The 17,632-nt window shown below is 61.1% G+C and carries 14 protein-coding genes and 1 tRNA gene; 13 read left to right on the plus strand and 2 right to left on the minus strand.

The genetic code is table 11. The features are described 5' to 3' along the window. Window positions 1–621: c-type cytochrome (locus VLT15_01020; protein HSR43795.1), on the minus strand; the 621-nt coding region annotated here is incomplete at its 3' end. Window positions 622–822: 201 nt separating this feature from the next. On the opposite strand from VLT15_01020, the gene VLT15_01025 reads away from it, so the two are divergent. The 9 genes from VLT15_01025 to VLT15_01065 all read left to right on the plus strand — a co-directional run bounded on the left by VLT15_01025 (window position 823) and on the right by VLT15_01065 (window position 13,020). Then, window positions 823–898 (plus strand) — tRNA-Trp (locus VLT15_01025). A gap of 26 nt (window positions 899–924) precedes the next feature. Next, window positions 925–1,230, plus strand: a complete 306-nt coding sequence (gene secE / locus VLT15_01030; protein HSR43796.1) for a preprotein translocase subunit SecE — start codon at window positions 925–927, stop codon at window positions 1,228–1,230. A 2-nt stretch (window positions 1,231–1,232) separates the two neighbouring features. After that, window positions 1,233–1,979: a transcription termination/antitermination protein NusG gene (gene nusG / locus VLT15_01035; GenBank protein HSR43797.1), complete on the plus strand. Its 747-nt coding sequence runs from the start codon at window positions 1,233–1,235 to the stop codon at window positions 1,977–1,979. Between the two features lie 67 nt (window positions 1,980–2,046). Beyond that, window positions 2,047–2,481 carry a 50S ribosomal protein L11 gene (gene rplK, locus VLT15_01040; protein HSR43798.1) on the plus strand — a complete coding sequence of 145 codons (435 nt, stop codon included), beginning with the start codon at window positions 2,047–2,049 and terminating at the stop codon, window positions 2,479–2,481. A gap of 185 nt (window positions 2,482–2,666) precedes the next feature. Further along, window positions 2,667–3,383, plus strand: coding sequence for a 50S ribosomal protein L1 (gene rplA / locus VLT15_01045; GenBank protein HSR43799.1), 717 nt, complete (start codon window positions 2,667–2,669; stop codon window positions 3,381–3,383). Window positions 3,384–4,117: 734 nt separating this feature from the next. Beyond that, a complete protein-coding gene (gene rplJ / locus VLT15_01050; protein ID HSR43800.1) occupies window positions 4,118–4,990 on the plus strand; it encodes a 50S ribosomal protein L10 in 873 nt (290 codons plus the stop codon). A 3-nt stretch (window positions 4,991–4,993) separates the two neighbouring features. Next, window positions 4,994–5,371 carry a 50S ribosomal protein L7/L12 gene (gene rplL, locus VLT15_01055; protein ID HSR43801.1) on the plus strand — a complete coding sequence of 126 codons (378 nt, stop codon included), beginning with the start codon at window positions 4,994–4,996 and terminating at the stop codon, window positions 5,369–5,371. 275 nt (window positions 5,372–5,646) lie between these two features. Next, window positions 5,647–9,036, plus strand: a complete 3,390-nt coding sequence (rpoB, locus tag VLT15_01060) for a DNA-directed RNA polymerase subunit beta (protein ID HSR43802.1) — start codon at window positions 5,647–5,649, stop codon at window positions 9,034–9,036. A 30-nt stretch (window positions 9,037–9,066) separates the two neighbouring features. Continuing rightward, window positions 9,067–13,020: a DNA-directed RNA polymerase subunit beta' gene (locus tag VLT15_01065; GenBank protein HSR43803.1), complete on the plus strand. Its 3,954-nt coding sequence runs from the start codon at window positions 9,067–9,069 to the stop codon at window positions 13,018–13,020. 133 nt (window positions 13,021–13,153) lie between these two features. Here VLT15_01065 and VLT15_01070 read toward each other — a convergent pair whose 3' ends face one another. Beyond that, complete coding sequence (locus tag VLT15_01070) at window positions 13,154–13,948, minus strand: DUF4097 family beta strand repeat-containing protein (protein ID HSR43804.1); 795 nt, start codon at window positions 13,946–13,948, stop codon at window positions 13,154–13,156. A 496-nt stretch (window positions 13,949–14,444) separates the two neighbouring features. Here VLT15_01070 and rpsL point away from each other — a divergent pair, with 496 nt between their 5' ends. The 4 genes from rpsL to VLT15_01090 form a co-directional block, all read left to right on the plus strand. Beyond that, window positions 14,445–14,816, plus strand: a complete 372-nt coding sequence (gene rpsL, locus VLT15_01075) for a 30S ribosomal protein S12 (protein ID HSR43805.1) — start codon at window positions 14,445–14,447, stop codon at window positions 14,814–14,816. Further along, complete coding sequence (gene rpsG / locus VLT15_01080; protein HSR43806.1) at window positions 14,816–15,286, plus strand: 30S ribosomal protein S7; 471 nt, start codon at window positions 14,816–14,818, stop codon at window positions 15,284–15,286. Before rpsL ends, rpsG begins: the two co-directional genes overlap by 1 nt. Before the next feature lie 80 nt (window positions 15,287–15,366). Then, window positions 15,367–17,478: an elongation factor G gene (gene fusA / locus VLT15_01085; GenBank protein HSR43807.1), complete on the plus strand. Its 2,112-nt coding sequence runs from the start codon at window positions 15,367–15,369 to the stop codon at window positions 17,476–17,478. A 13-nt stretch (window positions 17,479–17,491) separates the two neighbouring features. Beyond that, window positions 17,492–17,632: GTP-binding protein (locus VLT15_01090; protein HSR43808.1), on the plus strand; the 141-nt coding region annotated here is incomplete at its 3' end.

Genomic DNA, 17,632 nt, shown 5'->3' on the forward strand with positions numbered 1-17,632 from the left:
TGTCGCGCAGAACGCGGCGTACATTTCCGACCCGGTTTGGAGCAGAGCCAGATTCTCCACGAAGTACGTCACACCGTCGATTTGGTCGTCGGTGAGTGTTGGCCCGAAAGCCGGCATCGCTCCTTCGCCTTCCGAAATAACCAGGCGGATGCCATCAAAAGACCCCTCCTCAGCGACGAGGGCCGGACCGATACCACCCTCCCCGCTGGCACCGTGACACGGGGCACACTGTTGCGCGTAGGTCGTGGTAGCGGCAAGGCGACCGGTGAGGCTCGAAAGCGCCAGAGTTGTGGCTTCGTCGAGAGTGTTCTGGAAGGCCGGCATGGCGCCGCGACCCTCACGAATAAGCTGAAGTCTATCGACAGCCGACATTGTTGAGGCGATCAGCGATGGTCCGATTCCACCCTCGCCTTCAAGTCCGTGGCACGGCGAGCATTGCTGGGCGAAAACCACCTCCTCATCGGGCAGTTGCACGGCGAGGACCGTCCGAAATCCGCCTGCAGGACTGGTGACTGCTGCGGCGGGCGGTCCCTCCGGCAGCGTGAGAGCGGCGACGGCTAGGGCGCTTCCCACGAATACCGCCGCGAGCGTCGTGGTCATCGTTTTCGTCGAGTCGCGCATCCCGCCTCCCGACCTCGATTCTGATTCGGGTCCAAGCCCGGTGCCAGTTGCCGTTACTCTACCGGGATGTGTGCATGGCATGTCGCTGCACCTTGCTAGAAGTCTTATCGATTTGCCCGCATTCTGAACGTTGTCACACGCCCGGCTTTACACTGGAGTCAGACGCTCCGTATACTTGCGCCACCGTCCGAACCCCCCAATAGGGGTGTAGCTCGAAGTTGGTTAGAGCGCCGGTCTCCAAAACCGGAGGTTGGGGGTTCGAGTCCCTCCACCCCTGCTAGAAATCTGAGGAACAAGAAGACTATGAATCGAGAGATGCGCCGGCTCCAGGAAGCCGAGGAGCGACGAGCGAAGAAGCGGGGCCGCGCCCCACAAAAACGCCGCGCCCGGCAGGCGTCCGGTGAACGAGTACCGCTGTGGAAACGTCTATGGACGTTCCTCGGCGAAGTCAGAATCGAGCTGAAGCGCGTGTCGTGGCCGAGCCGTACCCAGATGGTTGCGTTCACGACCGTTACCTTGATAACGACCACCGCCGTCACCCTCTATATCTTCGGACTCGACTTCGGATTCGGCGAAGCGATCCTCTGGCTCCTCAAGCGCGGAACCTGACGATGACGATTGCTCAAACCCCGGAAGAGGCTTCGATCGACACGGCTGCCGAAGTGGCAGCAGAAGTCGAGGACCCGGTCGTGGCTACCGAGCAAGCGACACCGGCCGACGACTCGGCCGCCGGAGATGCAGAAGCAGCGGAAGCGGTCGCAGCCGAGGACGCGCAACCTGCAGACAAGGTCGTCGTCAAAGAGGTGCCGCTGAGTCCGTTCGACCTGCCGGGCGACTGGTACGTCATTCACTCGTACTCCGGCTATGAGAACAAGGTGAAGCTGAATCTCGAGACCCGCTCCAAGTCGATGCACATGGAGGACCTCATCTACGAGGTTGTCATTCCGATGGAAGACGTGGTCGAGATCAAGAACGGCAAGAAGGTCACCGTTCCGCGGAAGATGTTCCCCGGCTACATCCTCGTTCGCATGCACCTCGACGACGACTCCTGGTACGCGGTGCGCAATACGCCGGGGGTGACCGGCTTCGTGGGATCGGCCAACAAGCCGGTTCCCCTTGCCCGTCGTGAAGTCGAGCGCTTCCTCGGCGTCAAGGAAGAGGAAGACAAGAAGGCGCCTCGCTACAAGCCTTCCTGGGAGATCGGCGACAGCGTTCGAGTGCAAACCGGACCCTTCGCCGACTTCAACGGTGTCATCGAAGACATCAACCTCGATCAGTCGAAGGTCGTGGTGTTGGTCAATATCTTCGGTCGTGACACTCCGGTCGAGCTGAACTTCGAGGACATCATCAAGAATTAGGTGGCAGGAACCCGGGCTTTCGAGTCCCGGAACGTGGCACCTGGAACCAGACACGACAACTTTAGGAATCAACGTGGGCAGAAAAAGATTAGTGACGGTACTGAAGCTGCAGATCCCGGCGGGACAGGCAAGCCCTGCTCCTCCCGTGGGCCCTGCACTCGGCCAGTACGGCGTCAACATCATGGACTTCGTCAAGGCATACAACGATGCCACATCGGCGCAGATCGGGACGATCGTTCCCGTCGAGATCTCGATCTTCGAGGATCGGTCGTTCTCGTTCGTGACGAAGACGCCTCCGGCCGCCGTCTTGCTCCGGCAAGCAGCGCGTATCGAGAAGGGTTCTCCGGAGCCCCATATGCAAAAGGTTGGATCGGTCACGCGGGCCCAGGTTCGCGAGATCGCGGAGACCAAGATGGTCGACCTCAACGCCAACGACATCGACGCGGCGATGAAGATCGTCGAAGGCACGGCCCGTTCCATGGGTCTCTTGGTCGAGGGCTAGATCCCTCGACCTTCTGGAGCCCGCCTGCGTCGGGTTCCGGGGGTCGGAAATGACGGGGCGCCGCGGAGGCACCCGCGCCGGCATTGCCGGCACCCTCTCCCGTAAGGGGGAGAGCACAGGAGCGGATATATAGGAATGGGAGGTCTCGCAACAGGCGGGGCCGCTGGAACCACAGGAGAGAGAGAATGCCCAAGCACGGCAAGCGGTATCAGGAATCCGCGAAGCAGTTCGACAAACAGACCTCGTACAACCCGCAGGAAGCGATCGACCTCGTCCGGTCGATGGCCAACGCCAAGTTCGATGAGACCGTCGATGTGGCGTTCAAGCTCGGAATCGATCCCCGGCAGGCAGACCAGCTGGTACGTGGAACGGTGAGCCTTCCGCACGGAACCGGTCAGACCATTCGCATCGCAGTCTTCGCCCAGGCAGACAAAGCGCGCGAAGCCGAAGCCGCAGGCGCTGACGTCGTGGGTGGCATGGAGCTCGCCGCCGAGATCGCCGAAGGACGCGACCTCGATTTCGATCTCGCGATCGCCACTCCGGACATGATGGCCGAAGTCGGGAAGCTCGGGCGGGTCTTGGGCCCGCGCGGCCTGATGCCGAATCCCAAAGCAGGCACGGTGACAGTCGATGTCGCCAAAGCCGTTCAGGAGTTCAAAGCCGGCCGTATCGAGTATCGGAACGACCGCTTCGGAAACGTCCACGTGCCGGTCGGCAAAGCATCATTCGAAACCGACGCGCTTCTCACCAACCTCGGAGCCCTGGCCGGCGAACTGCACAGGGTCCGGCCTGCTTCCGCCAAGGGCCGTTACTTCCGTCATATCTCCGTCTCATCAACGATGGGTCCAGGCGTGAAGATCGACCCGGCCACCATGGATGATCTGATCGCTGCCAGCAGGTAGCTGGTAGTCGCGAGTCGCGAGTTCAGTAGAGGGCGGCCTCGGGCCGCCCTCTCTTTTTCTTTCTCACGACGAGGAACCCGCGATGCTTTTCCTACTCGCGACGAGGAACCCGCGATGCTTTCTCTTACTCGCGACGAGGAACTCGCGACTCGCGACGTAACTGCGAGAACTCGCGACTCGCGACGAGATTACGGAGAGAGAGGGGGTTCCGCTGAGAGCGCCGATGCTGCTCGGTCGGCGCGGGCCGGGCCGACGGCCGTCAAGTATGTCGCCGCCGTGGGTCACCCTCCTTGCGACGGTGGCAGGGTAGGGGCTGCACGCGTCGCCGGGTTTCACCCGGGCCGATCTCAGTTGCGGATGAGGGCGGTCAGGTCAACCCACCCGTCGTTACGAAACCCCCTTTGGGTATCTCTCCGTGATCGCACTATCGCGCACAAAGGAGATCTAGTCCAGGGGTACCGCGGAGAGTGGGGAGACTCGCGCGGCCTTGTCGCGGGTAGCGGGTGGCGAGTGGCCGGTGTGCACTCGCGACTAGCAACTCGCGACGACTCTGCGAACTTGCCGTTCTGCGAACCACGTCATAGAGTCGCGTCCAACAACTCCATACCTCGGTCCAGAGACCGCCGGTGCCGGAAGGCTGAAAGGGTTCGCCCGCCTGCGTAGGCCCCCCTCCAACAAGAGGTCCCTTGTCTCCCATGACCGAGGGACCTTGTTTCATGTGAGGAGGAGTACACATGCCGAGACCTGAGAAGGTCCAAGCAGTTGAGGAAATCAAGGAGCGTCTCGAAAACGCTGAGGCGACCTTCTTGACCGAGTATCGGGGCTTGTCCGTGAACGAGCAGCAAGAGCTGCGTCGTAGTCTGCGGGCAGCCGGCGCCGAGTACAAGGTCGTGAAGATGTCGCTGGCTCGCCGCGCCGCCGAAGAACTGGGACTCGATGATTTCACCGAGTCGATGATCGGACCGACGGCCATTGCGTTTGCGATCACCGATCCGGTTCCGGTTGCCAAAGCACTGAAGGACTTCGCCAAGGACCACGAGCGCCTGGTGCTCAAAGTCGCGCTGATGTCCGGCAAGTTGCTGGCGCCGGAGCAGGTCAGCAAGCTCGCAGATATCGAGCCGCGCGACGTGTTGCTCGGCAAGATCGCAGGAGCAGCCAAAGCACCGCTCGCCAAGATGGCAGGCATGCTCGGTTCGTTCATGCGCGATTCCGCTTCGATGTTTTCTCAACTGTTGGAGAAGAAAGAGTCGGGCGAGTTTGTGTCCGCCGACGAGGTCGAGGCACCTGCCGCGGCCGAGCCGGATGCAGCCGAAGAGGCTGCGGATGCAACCCCCGTAGTAACCGAAGACAATGCCCCCGAACCCGTTGAAGAGGCAGCCGAAGTCGAGGCTGATGAGCCAACCGACGATGCTGTTGCCGAGCCTTCGGAGGCGGCGGCGGACGCCTCTTCGACTGAGGTCGAAGAGGTTGAAGAAGACGAAACTCCCGAGGCGGCGGCTGATGATGCCGAAGCCGAGGAAGGTTCTGAGGAAGAAGCCGAGTCTGAGGACTCTGCATCTTCCGACTCCGATAGTGATGACACGGCCGATACGGCCGAGGAGGAGTAAACGATGGCAAAGATGACTACAGAAGACCTCTTGGGCGTCTTTGAGGAGATGACCGTCCTCGAGCTCAAAGAGTTCCTCGATGCCTTCGAGGAGAGGTTCGACGTAACGGCCGCTGCGCCCATGGCAATGGCTGCCGCTCCTGTGGCGGCCGCCGCCGCCGAAGAGGAGAAGGACGAGTTTGACGTCTTCCTCATCGCGGCAGGCGACAAGAAGATCCAGGTCATCAAAGAGGTCCGTGCTCTCACGAGCCTGGGACTCAAAGAGGCCAAGGAACTGGTCGACAACGCCCCGAAAGCAGTTCTGGAGGCGATCGACAAGGAAGCAGCCGAGAAGGCCAAGGATCTACTCGAAGGCGCCGGCGCCTCCGTGGAGCTAAGGTAGAGGCGAAACAGAGTTCGTCTGTTCTGGGTTCTGAATCCTAGGTTCAAGTGAAGGAAGGCCGCCCTCAGGGGCGGCCTTCCCCGCACCCGCCCTCTGCTTCTCGCCACCCCGAATACCCTTGACCCGTCCCTGCTCAATTGGATACACTTCCACCGAAGGGACCGCGGCTGCGAGCCGCGGACAATTGAGTGAATCTTCCGCCTTGTCGGCAGGGCTAGCGCATGCTATCCTGCTGCTTCGTCGTCTCGAGATATCCATCCCTAGGGTCCTAAGGAGTGCCGTTGCCGTCGCGCGTCGCACAACGTCTTTCGTTCGCAAAAATCCCCGAAGTCCTTCCGCTTCCTGATCTCCTCGCAGTTCAACACGAATCGTTCAACTGGTTCATCGAGGAAGGTCTTGCCGAGATCTTTGAAGAGATCTCCCCTATTGAGGACTTCACCGGCTCACTCGCATTGGAACTCACGGATCACCGCTTCGGCGATCCGCTGATGTCCATCGAGGAGTGCAAGGAGAGGGATTCCAACTACTCAAAGCCTTTGCATGTCACCGCCCGGTTCGTGAACCGGGAAACAGGTGAGATCAAGGAGCAGTCGGTCTTTCTCGGGGACTTCCCGATGATGACCGAGAATGGCGTCTTCATCGTCAACGGCACCGAGCGTGTCGTGGTCAGCCAACTCGTTCGTTCGCCCGGCGTCTACTTCGACATGGGTCGGGACAAGACCTCCGACCGCGATATCTTCACCGGGAAAGTCATCCCGGGTCGCGGCGCCTGGCTGGAGTTCGACACCGACAAGCGCGACACCATCGGTGTGCGTGTTGACCGGAAACGTCGCCAGTACATCAGCGCCTTCCTGCGTGCACTCGGCATTGCCGAGACCGACGAGGAGATCCTCGAGCTCTTCCACGGTGCCGAATCGATTCGCAACACGCTCGAGCGTGACACCGCGCACGACAAGGACGAGGCGCTGCTGGACCTCTACCGAAAGCTCCGTCCCGGCGAGCCGACGACCGTCGAGTCCGCCCGTGGACTCATCCAAACACTGTTCAAGAACCCGAAGCGCTATGACCTCACCCGGGTCGGCCGCTACAAGCTGAACCAGAAGTTCGGAAACCCGGTGCCGGACGACTACCGCGCCGAGGGCCTGCAGTTGCTGAGCGATGAAGACATCATCGACTCCATTCGCTATCTGGTCGCGCTGCACGCCGGTGATGAAACGATCACCCTCTCGGGTGGGACCGAGATCCTGGTCCGCACCGACGACATCGATCACTTCGGAAACCGTCGCATTCGCACGGTCGGTGAACTGATCCAGAATCAGGTTCGTGTCGGTTTGACGCGGCTCGAGCGGGTCGTGCGCGAGCGCATGACGACCCAGGATCCCGAGTCGATCACGCCCCAGAGCCTCATAAACATCCGTCCCGTTGTGGCGGCCATCAAGGAGTTCTTCGGAACTTCACAGCTGAGCCAATTCATGGACCAGCCCAACCCGCTCGCCGGGTTGACCCACCGGCGCCGTCTGTCGGCGCTCGGGCCGGGTGGCCTGAGCCGGGAGCGTGCCGGATTCGAAGTCCGTGACGTCCATCCCTCCCACTACGGTCGCATGTGCCCGATCGAAACACCCGAAGGTCCGAACATCGGGTTGATCGGTTCGCTGGCTTCGTATGCACGTGTGAACCGATTCGGATTCATCGAGACGCCGTACCGCGCCGTCAAGAGCGGGACCGTAACCGAACAGGTCGATTACCTCACCGCTTCTGAAGAGGAGCGCTTCGTCATCGCCCAGGCAAATGCGCCGCTCGGAAGCGACAACGCCTTCGTCAACGACCGCGTTCTGGTGCGTCGTGCCGGCGGCGAGGTGGACTACGTCACTCCCGACGAGGTCGACTACATGGACGTCTCGCCGAAACAGCTCGTGTCTGTTTCCACGGCGCTGATTCCGTTCCTCGAGCACGACGACGCAAACCGGGCCCTGATGGGCTCGAACATGCAGCGCCAGGCCGTTCCTTTGTTGCGGGCCGACGCTCCGTTGGTCGGCACCGGGGTCGAGCAGCGGGCGGCTCAGGATTCTGGCGACATGGTCATCTCCTCGGTCGCCGGGGAGGTCGTCGAAGTCAACGGTGATTACATCGTCGTCAAAGAGAACGACACCAATCGCAAGCACACCTACCCCCTGAGCAAGTTCCAGCGTTCCAATCAGGGTACGTGCATGAATCAGAAAGCTCTGGCGAGGGCGGGTGACAAGGTCAAGGTCGGCGATGTACTCGCAGACGGTCCTTCGACGGAACAGGGCGAGCTCGCCCTTGGACGAAACCTTCTGGTTGCCTTCATGCCGTGGGAAGGCCACAACTACGAAGACGCCATCATCATCTCGGAGCGTCTGGTCAAGCAGGACGAGTTGACCTCGATTCATATCGAGGAGCACGAAATCGATGCTCGAGACACCAAACTCGGAGCCGAGGAGATCACCCGGGACATACCGAATGTTGCCGAAGAGGTCCTGATGGATCTCGACGAAGAGGGCATCATCCGGGTCGGCGCTGAGGTTGGCCCCGGCGACTATCTGGTCGGCAAAGTCACGCCGAAGGGCGAAACCGAACTCACCCCCGAGGAGCGTCTGTTGCGCGCCATCTTCGGTGAGAAGGCGCGCGAGGTGCGTGACACATCCCTCAAGGTGCCGCACGGCGAGTCCGGCAAGGTCATCGACGTCAAGGTCTTCAAGCGGTCTGAGGGTTTTGATCTTCCTCCGGGCGTAAACGAGCTCGTGCGCGTGTATGTGGCATCGATGAGGAAGATTTCGGAAGGCGACAAGCTCGCCGGCCGCCACGGCAACAAGGGTGTCATCTCGAAGATCCTTCCTGAGGAAGACATGCCGTTCCTGGAGGATGGGACTCCCGTCGACATAATCCTGTCGCCCCTCGGTGTGCCATCTCGAATGAACCTCGGTCAGGTACTCGAAACACACCTCGGTTGGGCTGCTGCCCAGGGATGGAAGCCGATCGAGAACTCGGACGGTCCTGCCGCCGGAGGAGCCAAAGCCTGGACGAAGGTCTCGACACCGGTGTTCGATGGAGCTCGTGAAGACGAGATCATTCAGGTGTTGGAGCATTCGCTCCCGAACCGCGATGGCGATCATCTGGTCGACGGCACCGGAAAGGCGACCCTGTTCGACGGCCGGACGGGCTTGCCCTACGACAATCAGATCACTGTCGGCTACATCTACATATTGAAACTCGTCCACCTCGTCGACGACAAGATCCACGCGAGGTCGACCGGCCCCTACTCGATGATCACCCAGCAGCCTTTGGGTGGTAAGGCACAGTTCGGTGGCCAGCGCTTCGGTGAGATGGAGGTGTGGGCCCTCGAGGCCTACGGCGCCGCCTACGCCCTGCAGGAAGTGCTGACGATCAAGTCGGACGATGTGCAGGGCCGTGTCAAGGTGTACGAGGCAATCGTCAAGGGCGAGAACATTCCCGAACCAGGCATCCCTGAATCGTTCAAGGTGCTGGTCAAGGAGATGCAGAGCCTCTGTCTGAATGTCGAGATGCTGTCGGCCGGTGAAGAGGTCGAGTTGAAGGACCTGGATGAGGACGTGTTCCGCACGGCCGAGTCCCTCGGCATCGACCTTTCCCGTCCGGAACGTCGCGAAGTCGACGTCGAAGTTTAAGCCTCCGACTTGTGAGCGAAGGAGCGCGTCTTGCGACAGCCGTTCGATGAACTGAAGATCAGCCTTGCTACCACCGACCAGATTCGTTCTTGGTCTTACGGTGAGGTGAAGAAACCCGAGACCATCAACTACCGCACACTCAAGCCCGAGAAGGACGGCCTTTTCGACGAGCGGATCTTCGGACCGCAGAAGGACTGGGAGTGTTATTGCGGCAAGTACAAGCGGATCCGCTACAAGGGGATCATCTGTGAGCGCTGCGGCGTCGAGGTCACCCGTTCCAAGGTGCGCCGTGACCGCATGGGCCACATCGAACTTGCCGCCCCGGTAACCCACATCTGGTTCTTCAAGGGTGTGCCGAGCCGGCTCGGTTACTTGATGGACATGTCGCCCAAGGAGCTCGAGAAGGTCATCTACTTCGCGGCCTACTTGATCACCCACGTCGACGAAGAGCGGCGCCAAACCGAACTCCCTGAACTCGAAGACACGATGCGGGCCGAGGTGCAGATCGTCCGCGACGAGTTCTCCGAATGGAAAGAGGCCCGGCTCGAGCGTCTCGAACAGGAGCTCTCGGGAATGGAAGAGGGTGGCGCCAAGTCGCAGGAGATCTCCGCCCGCCGGCGCGAGGTCGAACGCGAGATCCGCGACCGCGAAGAGCGTGCAGAACATGAGGTCGAGCTGATTGAAGAGGCCTTCGATCGCTTCCGCACCCTTGCTCCGAAGCAGCTCATCGAGTCGGAGCAGCTCTGGCGCGAGATGGTCGATCGCTACTCCGAGTTTTATGAAGGCGGGATGGGAGCTGAGGCGGTCAAGGACTATCTGGCTCGTATCGACCTGGATGCCGAGATGGAGTTCCTCGACGAGATGCTCAACTCGAACTCGGCGCAGAAGCGTCAGCGCGCCACGCAGCGGTTGAAGGTCGTCAAGCCGTTCTTCGAAGCCAAGAACGACCCTCAGGCGATGATTCTCGAGACCGTCCCGGTGATCCCGCCCGATCTGCGCCCGATGGTTCAGCTCGACGGTGGCCGCTTCGCGACCTCCGACCTGAATGATCTATATCGCAGGGTCATCAACCGCAACAACCGTCTCAAGCGCCTGCTCGACCTTGGTGCCCCTGAGATCATCGTGAACAACGAGAAGCGAATGCTGCAGGAGGCCGTCGACGCATTGTTCGACAACGGCCGGCGCGGCCGCGCGGTGACCGGACCCGGCAATCGCGCTTTGAAATCGCTTTCGGACATGCTCAAGGGAAAGCAAGGCCGCTTCCGCCAGAACCTGCTCGGAAAGCGCGTGGACTATTCGGGCCGCTCGGTCATCGTGGTGGGTCCGCAGCTGAAGCTGCACCAGTGCGGCTTGCCGAAGATCATGGCGCTCGAACTGTTCAAGCCGTTCGTCATGAAGCGCCTGGTCGACCTCGAGGTCGCCCAGAACATCAAGTCCGCCAAGAAGATGGTCGAGCGTCGCCGCCCGCAGGTTTGGGACGTGCTCGCCGAGGTCATCCAGGAGCATCCGGTCCTTCTCAACCGTGCACCGACGCTTCACCGCCTGGGAATCCAAGCGTTTGAGCCGGTGCTCGTCGAAGGCAAGGCCATCCAGATCCACCCGCTCGTATGCGAGGCGTTCAACGCCGACTTCGACGGTGACCAGATGGCGGTCCACCTGCCGTTGTCCGCAGAAGCACAGGCAGAGGCTCGGATCCTGATGCTCAGCACCAACAACGTGCTGTCTCCCGCTTCCGGACGCCCCATCGTCACACCGTCCCAGGACATGGTCATCGGCGTGTACTACCTGTCGGAGAAAGTCGAAGACGAACTAGGGGCAGGTCGGGCATTCTCATCTTTGGAAGAGGCCCGGATGGCATATGAGAACGGCGAACTGTCTCTCCATGCTCCGGTCAGGGTCCTCCTGGGGCCCGACCTCGTCGGCAATCCCGAGATTCACGGCGATTACATCGGGACTCTCGAAGGTCTGATAACACCCGAGCCGCTTCCCGCCGACAAGTTGGTGGAAACCACTCTGGGAAGGGCGATCCTGAACACCGTCTTCCCGGCCGACTTCCCGTACATAGAGGCCGTCATGTACAAGTCGGACGTTCGTCGTGTTGTCGAGGAAATCATCGAACGGTACGGCAAGACCGAGGTCCAGGTCGTGCTCGACGGCATCAAGGAACTCGGCTTCCATTACGCCACCCGCGCCGGCCTGACCATCGGACTCGAAGATGTGAAGACACCGCCCAACAAGGTAGAGATCCTGTCGGCGTATGAGAAGCGTGCGGACAAGGTGTTGGACCTATATCAGAAGGGTGTGATCACCGACGACGAGCGACGTCAGGAGCTCATCGAGATCTGGACCGAGGCGACGGACGAGGTGAAAGATGCCATGGAGGCAACCCTCAAAGCCGAGCCGTTCAATCCAATCGACATGATGGTCCGCTCGGGAGCACGTGGAAACATCATGCAGGTGAGGCAGATTGCCGGCATGCGCGGGCTGGTGGCCAACCCGAAGGGTGACATCATTCCCAGGCCGATCATCTCGAACTTCCGCGAGGGGCTGTCGGTGCTCGAGTACTTCATCTCGACCCACGGTGCTCGGAAAGGCCTCGCCGACACGGCTCTGCGTACCGCAGACTCCGGCTACCTGACCCGGCGCCTGGTCGATGTGAGTCAGGAAGTCATCATTCGCGAGGACGATTGCGAGACCGATCGCGGTATCAAGCTGCAGATCCGCCATCAGGTGCGGCGTGGTGGCGAAATGGTTTGGGAACCGATTCGCAACATGCGTTCCCGCTTGTTCGGGCGTTATCTCGCCGACGACATCAAGATCGACGGCAAGCTCCTGCGCGACCCGAGCGGCGACACCATGAAGGCCGGATCGGCTCTCGGGCGTCTTCAGTTGCTCGCTCTCGAGGGAGCAGCAGAACACGTCGACTCCGTTCGAGTTCGCTCGGTTCTGACCTGCGATTCACAGCACGGCGTCTGCCGGCGTTGCTACGGCATGTCCCTGGCCACCGGCCGAGAGGTCGAGCTGGGCGAGGCGGTCGGCATCATGGCCGCCCAGTCGATTGGTGAACCGGGGACCCAGCTGACCATGCGTACCTTCCACACCGGCGGGGTCGCCGGTGAGGACATCACTCACGGTCTTCCCCGCGTGGTCGAGTTGTTCGAAGCTCGTACTCCGAAGGGCAAGGCGGTCCTCTCCGAGGTCGGCGGTCCCGTCAAGCTTGTCGAGGATGCTGAAGGTCGCCGCCTGGTGGTTTCGACCAAGGACGGCGACGCCGAGTATCCGATCACTCGTCGGGCTCGCGTCCGTGTCGCCGACGGCGACGTCGTAGACCCCGGCACCGCACTGACCGAAGGCCCGCTGGACCCCAAGGAAGTTCTGGAGATCCGCGGCGTTCGCGCAGCTCAGCAATACCTCGTTGATCAGGTGCAGGAGGTGTACCGGTCGCAGGGCGTTGACATACACGACAAGCACATCGAGATGATTGTTCGTCAGATGCTTCGCAGGGTACGAGTCGTGAACCCGCAGGATTCTGGTTTCCTGCCGGCCGAACTGGTGGATGACAAACGATTCCGTCAGGCCAATCGTGAGCTGGTGGAGGCAAACCAGACGCCTGCTGAGGGTCGCCCGGAGTTGATGGGTATCACCAAGGCATCATTGGCGACCGATTCCTGGTTGTCGGCGGCGTCGTTCCAAGAGACGACGCGCGTTCTTACCGAAGCCTCGCTGATGGGGAAGTCGGACTTCATGCGCGGTCTCAAGGAAAACGTGATCATCGGCAAGCTCATCCCGGCCGGAACCGGTTCGGGTATGTATCAGGTCATTGAACCGTCTCTTCCTGGAGCCGACCCGATCTCGGCCCTCGGTATATTCGGGGAGCTGCCGGAGAGCGCAACCGATGACGATCTGCCCTTGAACCCTGCCGAATGGCTCGCTTCGATCGGTGAGAGCAAGGACGATGAAGAGGTCCCCGAACCGGTCGAATAGAGCGGAGCCGGAAGATCAACGATGAAGGGGCCCGATGGGCCCCTTCATCGTTGGCTGCTGATGGTCAACTGCCATTCCCGGCAATTCGCTCGCCACTGGAAGCCCTGCTGGGATCTTCGAGGCCGGACGGCGCTCAGGCTCCACCTATCGTGATGTCGCCGGACGCTGTGTTGATTTCAATTGTCTGGTCTTCCCCCGGATCGGTGGCGATGCTGACGTCGACATCGCCTGAGCTGGTGCCGGTCTCGACCCGATAGGGTCCGCCGGGAACGCTGACGGCCACGCTGCCCGATGCGGTTTCGATCACCAGATCGGTGACCTCGGCGTCGAACGCCAGGTCAACCGTTCCGGATGCGGAGTGAGCCGCCACATCAGCAGCGACGAGGCCTGATCCATCGATCGAACCCGACGCGGTGTTGAGGTCGAGGTCTCCGTTGACATCGGTCAGGCGGATCGACCCGGACGCAGAACTGATGTCGACGTCGCCGTTGATGTCGGTCAAGCGAACCGATCCGGACGCAGCGGCGATCCTGACACCGCCCGAGATTCCGCTGGCCGAAACGGCGGCGGATGCCAGGTTGATCTCGAGTGCGACGTCGGACGGAATCCGGATTTCGTAATCGACCTCGCAGCGGCGGCGAGCACCGCAGTCGATGTCCAGCGTGAGAGTTCCGTCCCTCACTTCGGCGGTGGTTTCTGGTTGATCGTTTGTGTAGCGGATGGTTCTCTCGACGGTGATCCCGTTTGTGTCCGATCCCTCGATATCAACCTTGCCGGCCGGGTTGTTGACGAACAACAGGTCCACCGACTCGGTGAATTCCAGGGTGTCGGACACAGTCGCGGCCGGCCCGATGTCGACCACTCCACTGCAGGCGCTGACCACGACGATCAGGGCCACCATTGCGATGTACCGGACGCGCATGCTCATCTCGTTTCTTTCGAGTCACTCGTCCAAGTATGTAGCGGATTTGCAGGCCGTGGAAGCCCCCAAACCGACCCGGGCAGGTTGTGTGGTCGATGAGCCCCGAAGCTCCGGCCGGGGGTCGCCCGGACGGCACTCGCTCCTGCGTCGAGAAGCAGGCCGTCTGATCAGACGCCGGCGCTGCACCATGCCCGAGACTCTTGCCGGAGGACGCTCGACGGCGGAGACGATCGCCGCGAAAACTCGCCGTGTGATTGTCGGGGAACCTACCTGTTCCGCGCTACAATGTCTCTTCGCCGGACCGTTTCGGTCCCGGCTTTGACGCATGTACAGCAGGCGCATATACTGTGCCGCCGTGGTCCTCGCGACCACTTACCCCCTCTCTTGAAGGGCCTACCGGTGTGACCTGTGCCGGTGAATGAGCTTCGGGAGGGAAAACTCAGGTTTCGGCGATATCGGTCAAAGACGACCGTGCGTCGATTGTCGCGTGTAGAGGAGAGCGATGCCGACGATCCAGCAACTGGTTCGGCAGAAGAGAAAGCCGAAGTCGAAGAAGGAGAAGACGCCGGGCCTCGATGGGGCACCGCAGCGTCGCGGGGTGTGCACGCGTGTCTACACCGTCACCCCCAAGAAGCCCAACTCGGCGCTTCGCAAGGTGGCGCGCGTCCGCCTCTCTTCGGGTATGGAAGTCACCGCCTACATCCCGGGCGAGGGGCACAATCTCCAGGAGCATTCAATCGTTCTCGTCCGCGGAGGACGTGTGAAAGACCTGCCCGGCGTTCGGTACAAGGTGATTCGAGGCACGCTGGATGCCTCCGGAGTCTCCGACCGGCGTCAGGCACGTTCCCGCTACGGGGCGAAGAAGGAGTCCTGATGGCACGCCGTGGACCAGCATCAAAGCGCAAGGTAGAAGCCGATCCGGTTTTCCGGAGCGTCCTCGTCGGCCAGTTGATCAACAAGGTTCTCCTCCAGGGCAAGAAGGAAAAGGCCCGCTCGATCGTCTACGGAGCGATGGAAATCGTTGAGCGTCGCGCCGGACAGGATCCGCTGACGGTGCTCAAGCGGGCCATCGACAATCTCAGGCCCCAACTCGAAGTTCGTTCCCGCCGAGTGGGTGGTTCGTCCTATCAGGTACCTGTTGAGGTTCCCACACGTCGAGCCAACTCATTGGCCATCCGCTGGCTGGTCGGCTACGCCCGCAAGCGCAAAGAGAACACCATGACGGAACGTCTGGCCAATGAGATCCTCGACGCCAGCAACCGCGCAGGCGCAGCAGTGAAGCGCAAAGAAGACATTCACAAGATGGCCGAGTCCAACAAGGCGTTCGCTCACTACCGCTGGTAGCGGCGAGCACGTGGTCGCCGGCGGCGATCACAACCCAGGTTTTCTGACAAGTCCATAGCGACCGGAGAAGTAGAGAAGAGATGAGCAACAAGGATGCTTTGACGCACTTGCGTCAGATTCCTCTGAGCCGTACCCGCAATATCGGGATCATGGCGCATATCGACGCGGGCAAGACAACCTTGACCGAGCGGATTCTCTACTACACCGGTAAGACCTACAAGCTCGGCGAGGTCCACGAGGGCGCCGCCGTCATGGACTGGATGGAGCAGGAACAAGAGCGCGGCATCACGATCACTTCAGCCGCAACCACCTGCGCGTGGCACGACCACACAATCAACATCATCGACACGCCCGGTCACGTCGACTTCACCGTCGAGGTCGAGCGCTCCCTCCGGGTTCTGGATGGTGCCGTCGCGGTATTCGACGCGGTTGCCGGGGTCGAGCCGCAATCCGAGACGGTTTGGCGTCAGGCCGATCGTTACAAGGTGCCCCGAATGTGCTTCATCAACAAGATGGACCGTACGGGAGCCGATTTCTACTCAGCGCTCCAGTCGATCGAGGATCGACTCGAGGCGCGCCCGGTGGCCCTTCAGCTGCCGATCGGCGCCGAGGCCGAGTTCGACGGTGTGGTGGACCTGATCGAGATGCGGGCTCACATCTGGAAGGGCGATGACGGCAAGCATTGGGAAACCACCGATATCCCGGCAGACATGCTGGACCAGGCGACCGAATGGCGCTCGTCGATGCTCGAGGTTCTCGCCGACAGCGATGAAGGCATCATGGAGAAATACCTGGAGGAAGCCGCCATCTCGGCAGACGAGATTCATTCGGCGGTGAGAAACGGTATTCGAAAACTCGCCTTCACCCCGGTGTTGTGCGGATCGGCGTTCAAGAACAAGGGCGTACAGCCGCTTCTCGACGCGATCGTTCAATACCTCCCCAGTCCGGCTGATCTTCAGGCGGTTCACGGTTTCAAACCGGGTGACGAGGATGTGCTTCTGGTCCGCAATCCGGACGATTCGGAGCCTTTCGCCGCATTGGCATTCAAGATCATGAGCGACCCCCACGTCGGGAAGCTCACCTATTTCCGCGTCTACTCCGGTCACGCTTCCAAGGGTGATCAGATCCTCAACACCACCGATGGAAAAAAGGAGCGGCTGGGTCGCATCCTGCGGATGCATGCCAACAGTCGCGAGGACATCGAAGACATCTTCACCGGCGACATCGTGGCAACCATCGGTCTCAAGCACACCACCACCGGAGACACCCTCAGCTCCAGCAGCGATCCCATTCAGCTCGAGTCGATGACATTCCCTGCTCCGGTCATCTCCGTGGCAATCGAACCCAAGACCAAGGTCGACCAGGAGAAGCTCGGGGACGCCTTGCACCGTCTCTCCGAAGAGGATCCGACCTTCCTCGTGCGTACCGACGAGGAGACCGGTCAGACGATCATCGGCGGCATGGGCGAACTGCATCTCGAGGTGCTGGTCGATCGCCTGGTGCGCGAGTTCAAGGTAGAAGCCAACGTCGGTCGCCCGCAGGTCGCCTATCGCGAAACGATCAAGAAGGCGATCGAAAAAGTCGAGATCCGCTACGTCAAGCAATCAGGCGGCAAGGGTCAGTATGCCCACGTCGTCATCAGCCTGGAGCCAACCGGCCCCGGAGGCGGATACGAGTTCGTGGATGAGGTCAAAGGTGGCCGTGTGCCGCGGGAGTACATCCCGTCGGTCGACACGGGCATCGAGGGAGCGATGGATCAGGGAGTCCTGGCCGGCTACCCGCTCGTCGACGTGCGCGCCCATCTGGTTGATGGATCGTCACATGATGTCGACTCGAGTGAAATGGCATTCCGCATTGCGGGATCCATGGCACTTCAGGAAGCCGCAAAACGGGCGGGCGTCAAACTGCTCGAACCTGTCATGGCGGTCGAGGTTGTCACCCCCGAGGACTACATGGGTGATGTGATCGGAGATCTCTCCTCACGCCGGGGAAAGATCGACAATATGGGTCAGCGGGGCAACGCCCGCGTCGTCGAGGCCGAAGTGCCGCTGGCCGAGATGTTCGGATACGCCACCGACCTGCGGTCGAGGACCCAGGGTCGCGCAACGTACACGATGCAATTCCATTCCTATCAAGACGTGCCGGAATCGGTCGCCCAAGAAATCGTGGCGAAGGTTCGCGGGGAAGCCTAAGGAGGGCTGAGCAATGGGTAAGGCGAAGTTTGAGCGGACGAAGCCGCATGTGAATGTGGGGACGATGGGTCATATTGACCATGGGAAGACGACGTTGACTGCTGCGATTACGAAGGTGTTGGCGGAGTCTGGTGTTGGTGGTTCGACGGCGTTT

It is taken from the genome of Acidimicrobiia bacterium (genome assembly GCA_035471805.1).
Taxonomy (GTDB): Bacteria; Actinomycetota; Acidimicrobiia; order Spongiisociales; family JAHEDJ01; genus JAHEDJ01.

Coding starts and splice junctions, on each gene's coding strand:
- secE (HSR43796.1), top strand. CDS start 925: ATGAATCGAGAGATGCGCCGGCTCCAGGAAGCCGAGGAGCGACGAGCG.
- nusG (HSR43797.1), top strand. CDS start 1,233: ATGACGATTGCTCAAACCCCGGAAGAGGCTTCGATCGACACGGCTGCC.
- rplA (HSR43799.1), top strand. CDS start 2,667: ATGCCCAAGCACGGCAAGCGGTATCAGGAATCCGCGAAGCAGTTCGAC.
- rplJ (HSR43800.1), top strand. CDS start 4,118: ATGCCGAGACCTGAGAAGGTCCAAGCAGTTGAGGAAATCAAGGAGCGT.
- rplL (HSR43801.1), top strand. CDS start 4,994: ATGGCAAAGATGACTACAGAAGACCTCTTGGGCGTCTTTGAGGAGATG.
- VLT15_01070 (HSR43804.1), bottom strand. CDS start 13,948: ATGAGCATGCGCGTCCGGTACATCGCAATGGTGGCCCTGATCGTCGTG.
- rpsL (HSR43805.1), top strand. CDS start 14,445: ATGCCGACGATCCAGCAACTGGTTCGGCAGAAGAGAAAGCCGAAGTCG.
- rpsG (HSR43806.1), top strand. CDS start 14,816: ATGGCACGCCGTGGACCAGCATCAAAGCGCAAGGTAGAAGCCGATCCG.
- fusA (HSR43807.1), top strand. CDS start 15,367: ATGAGCAACAAGGATGCTTTGACGCACTTGCGTCAGATTCCTCTGAGC.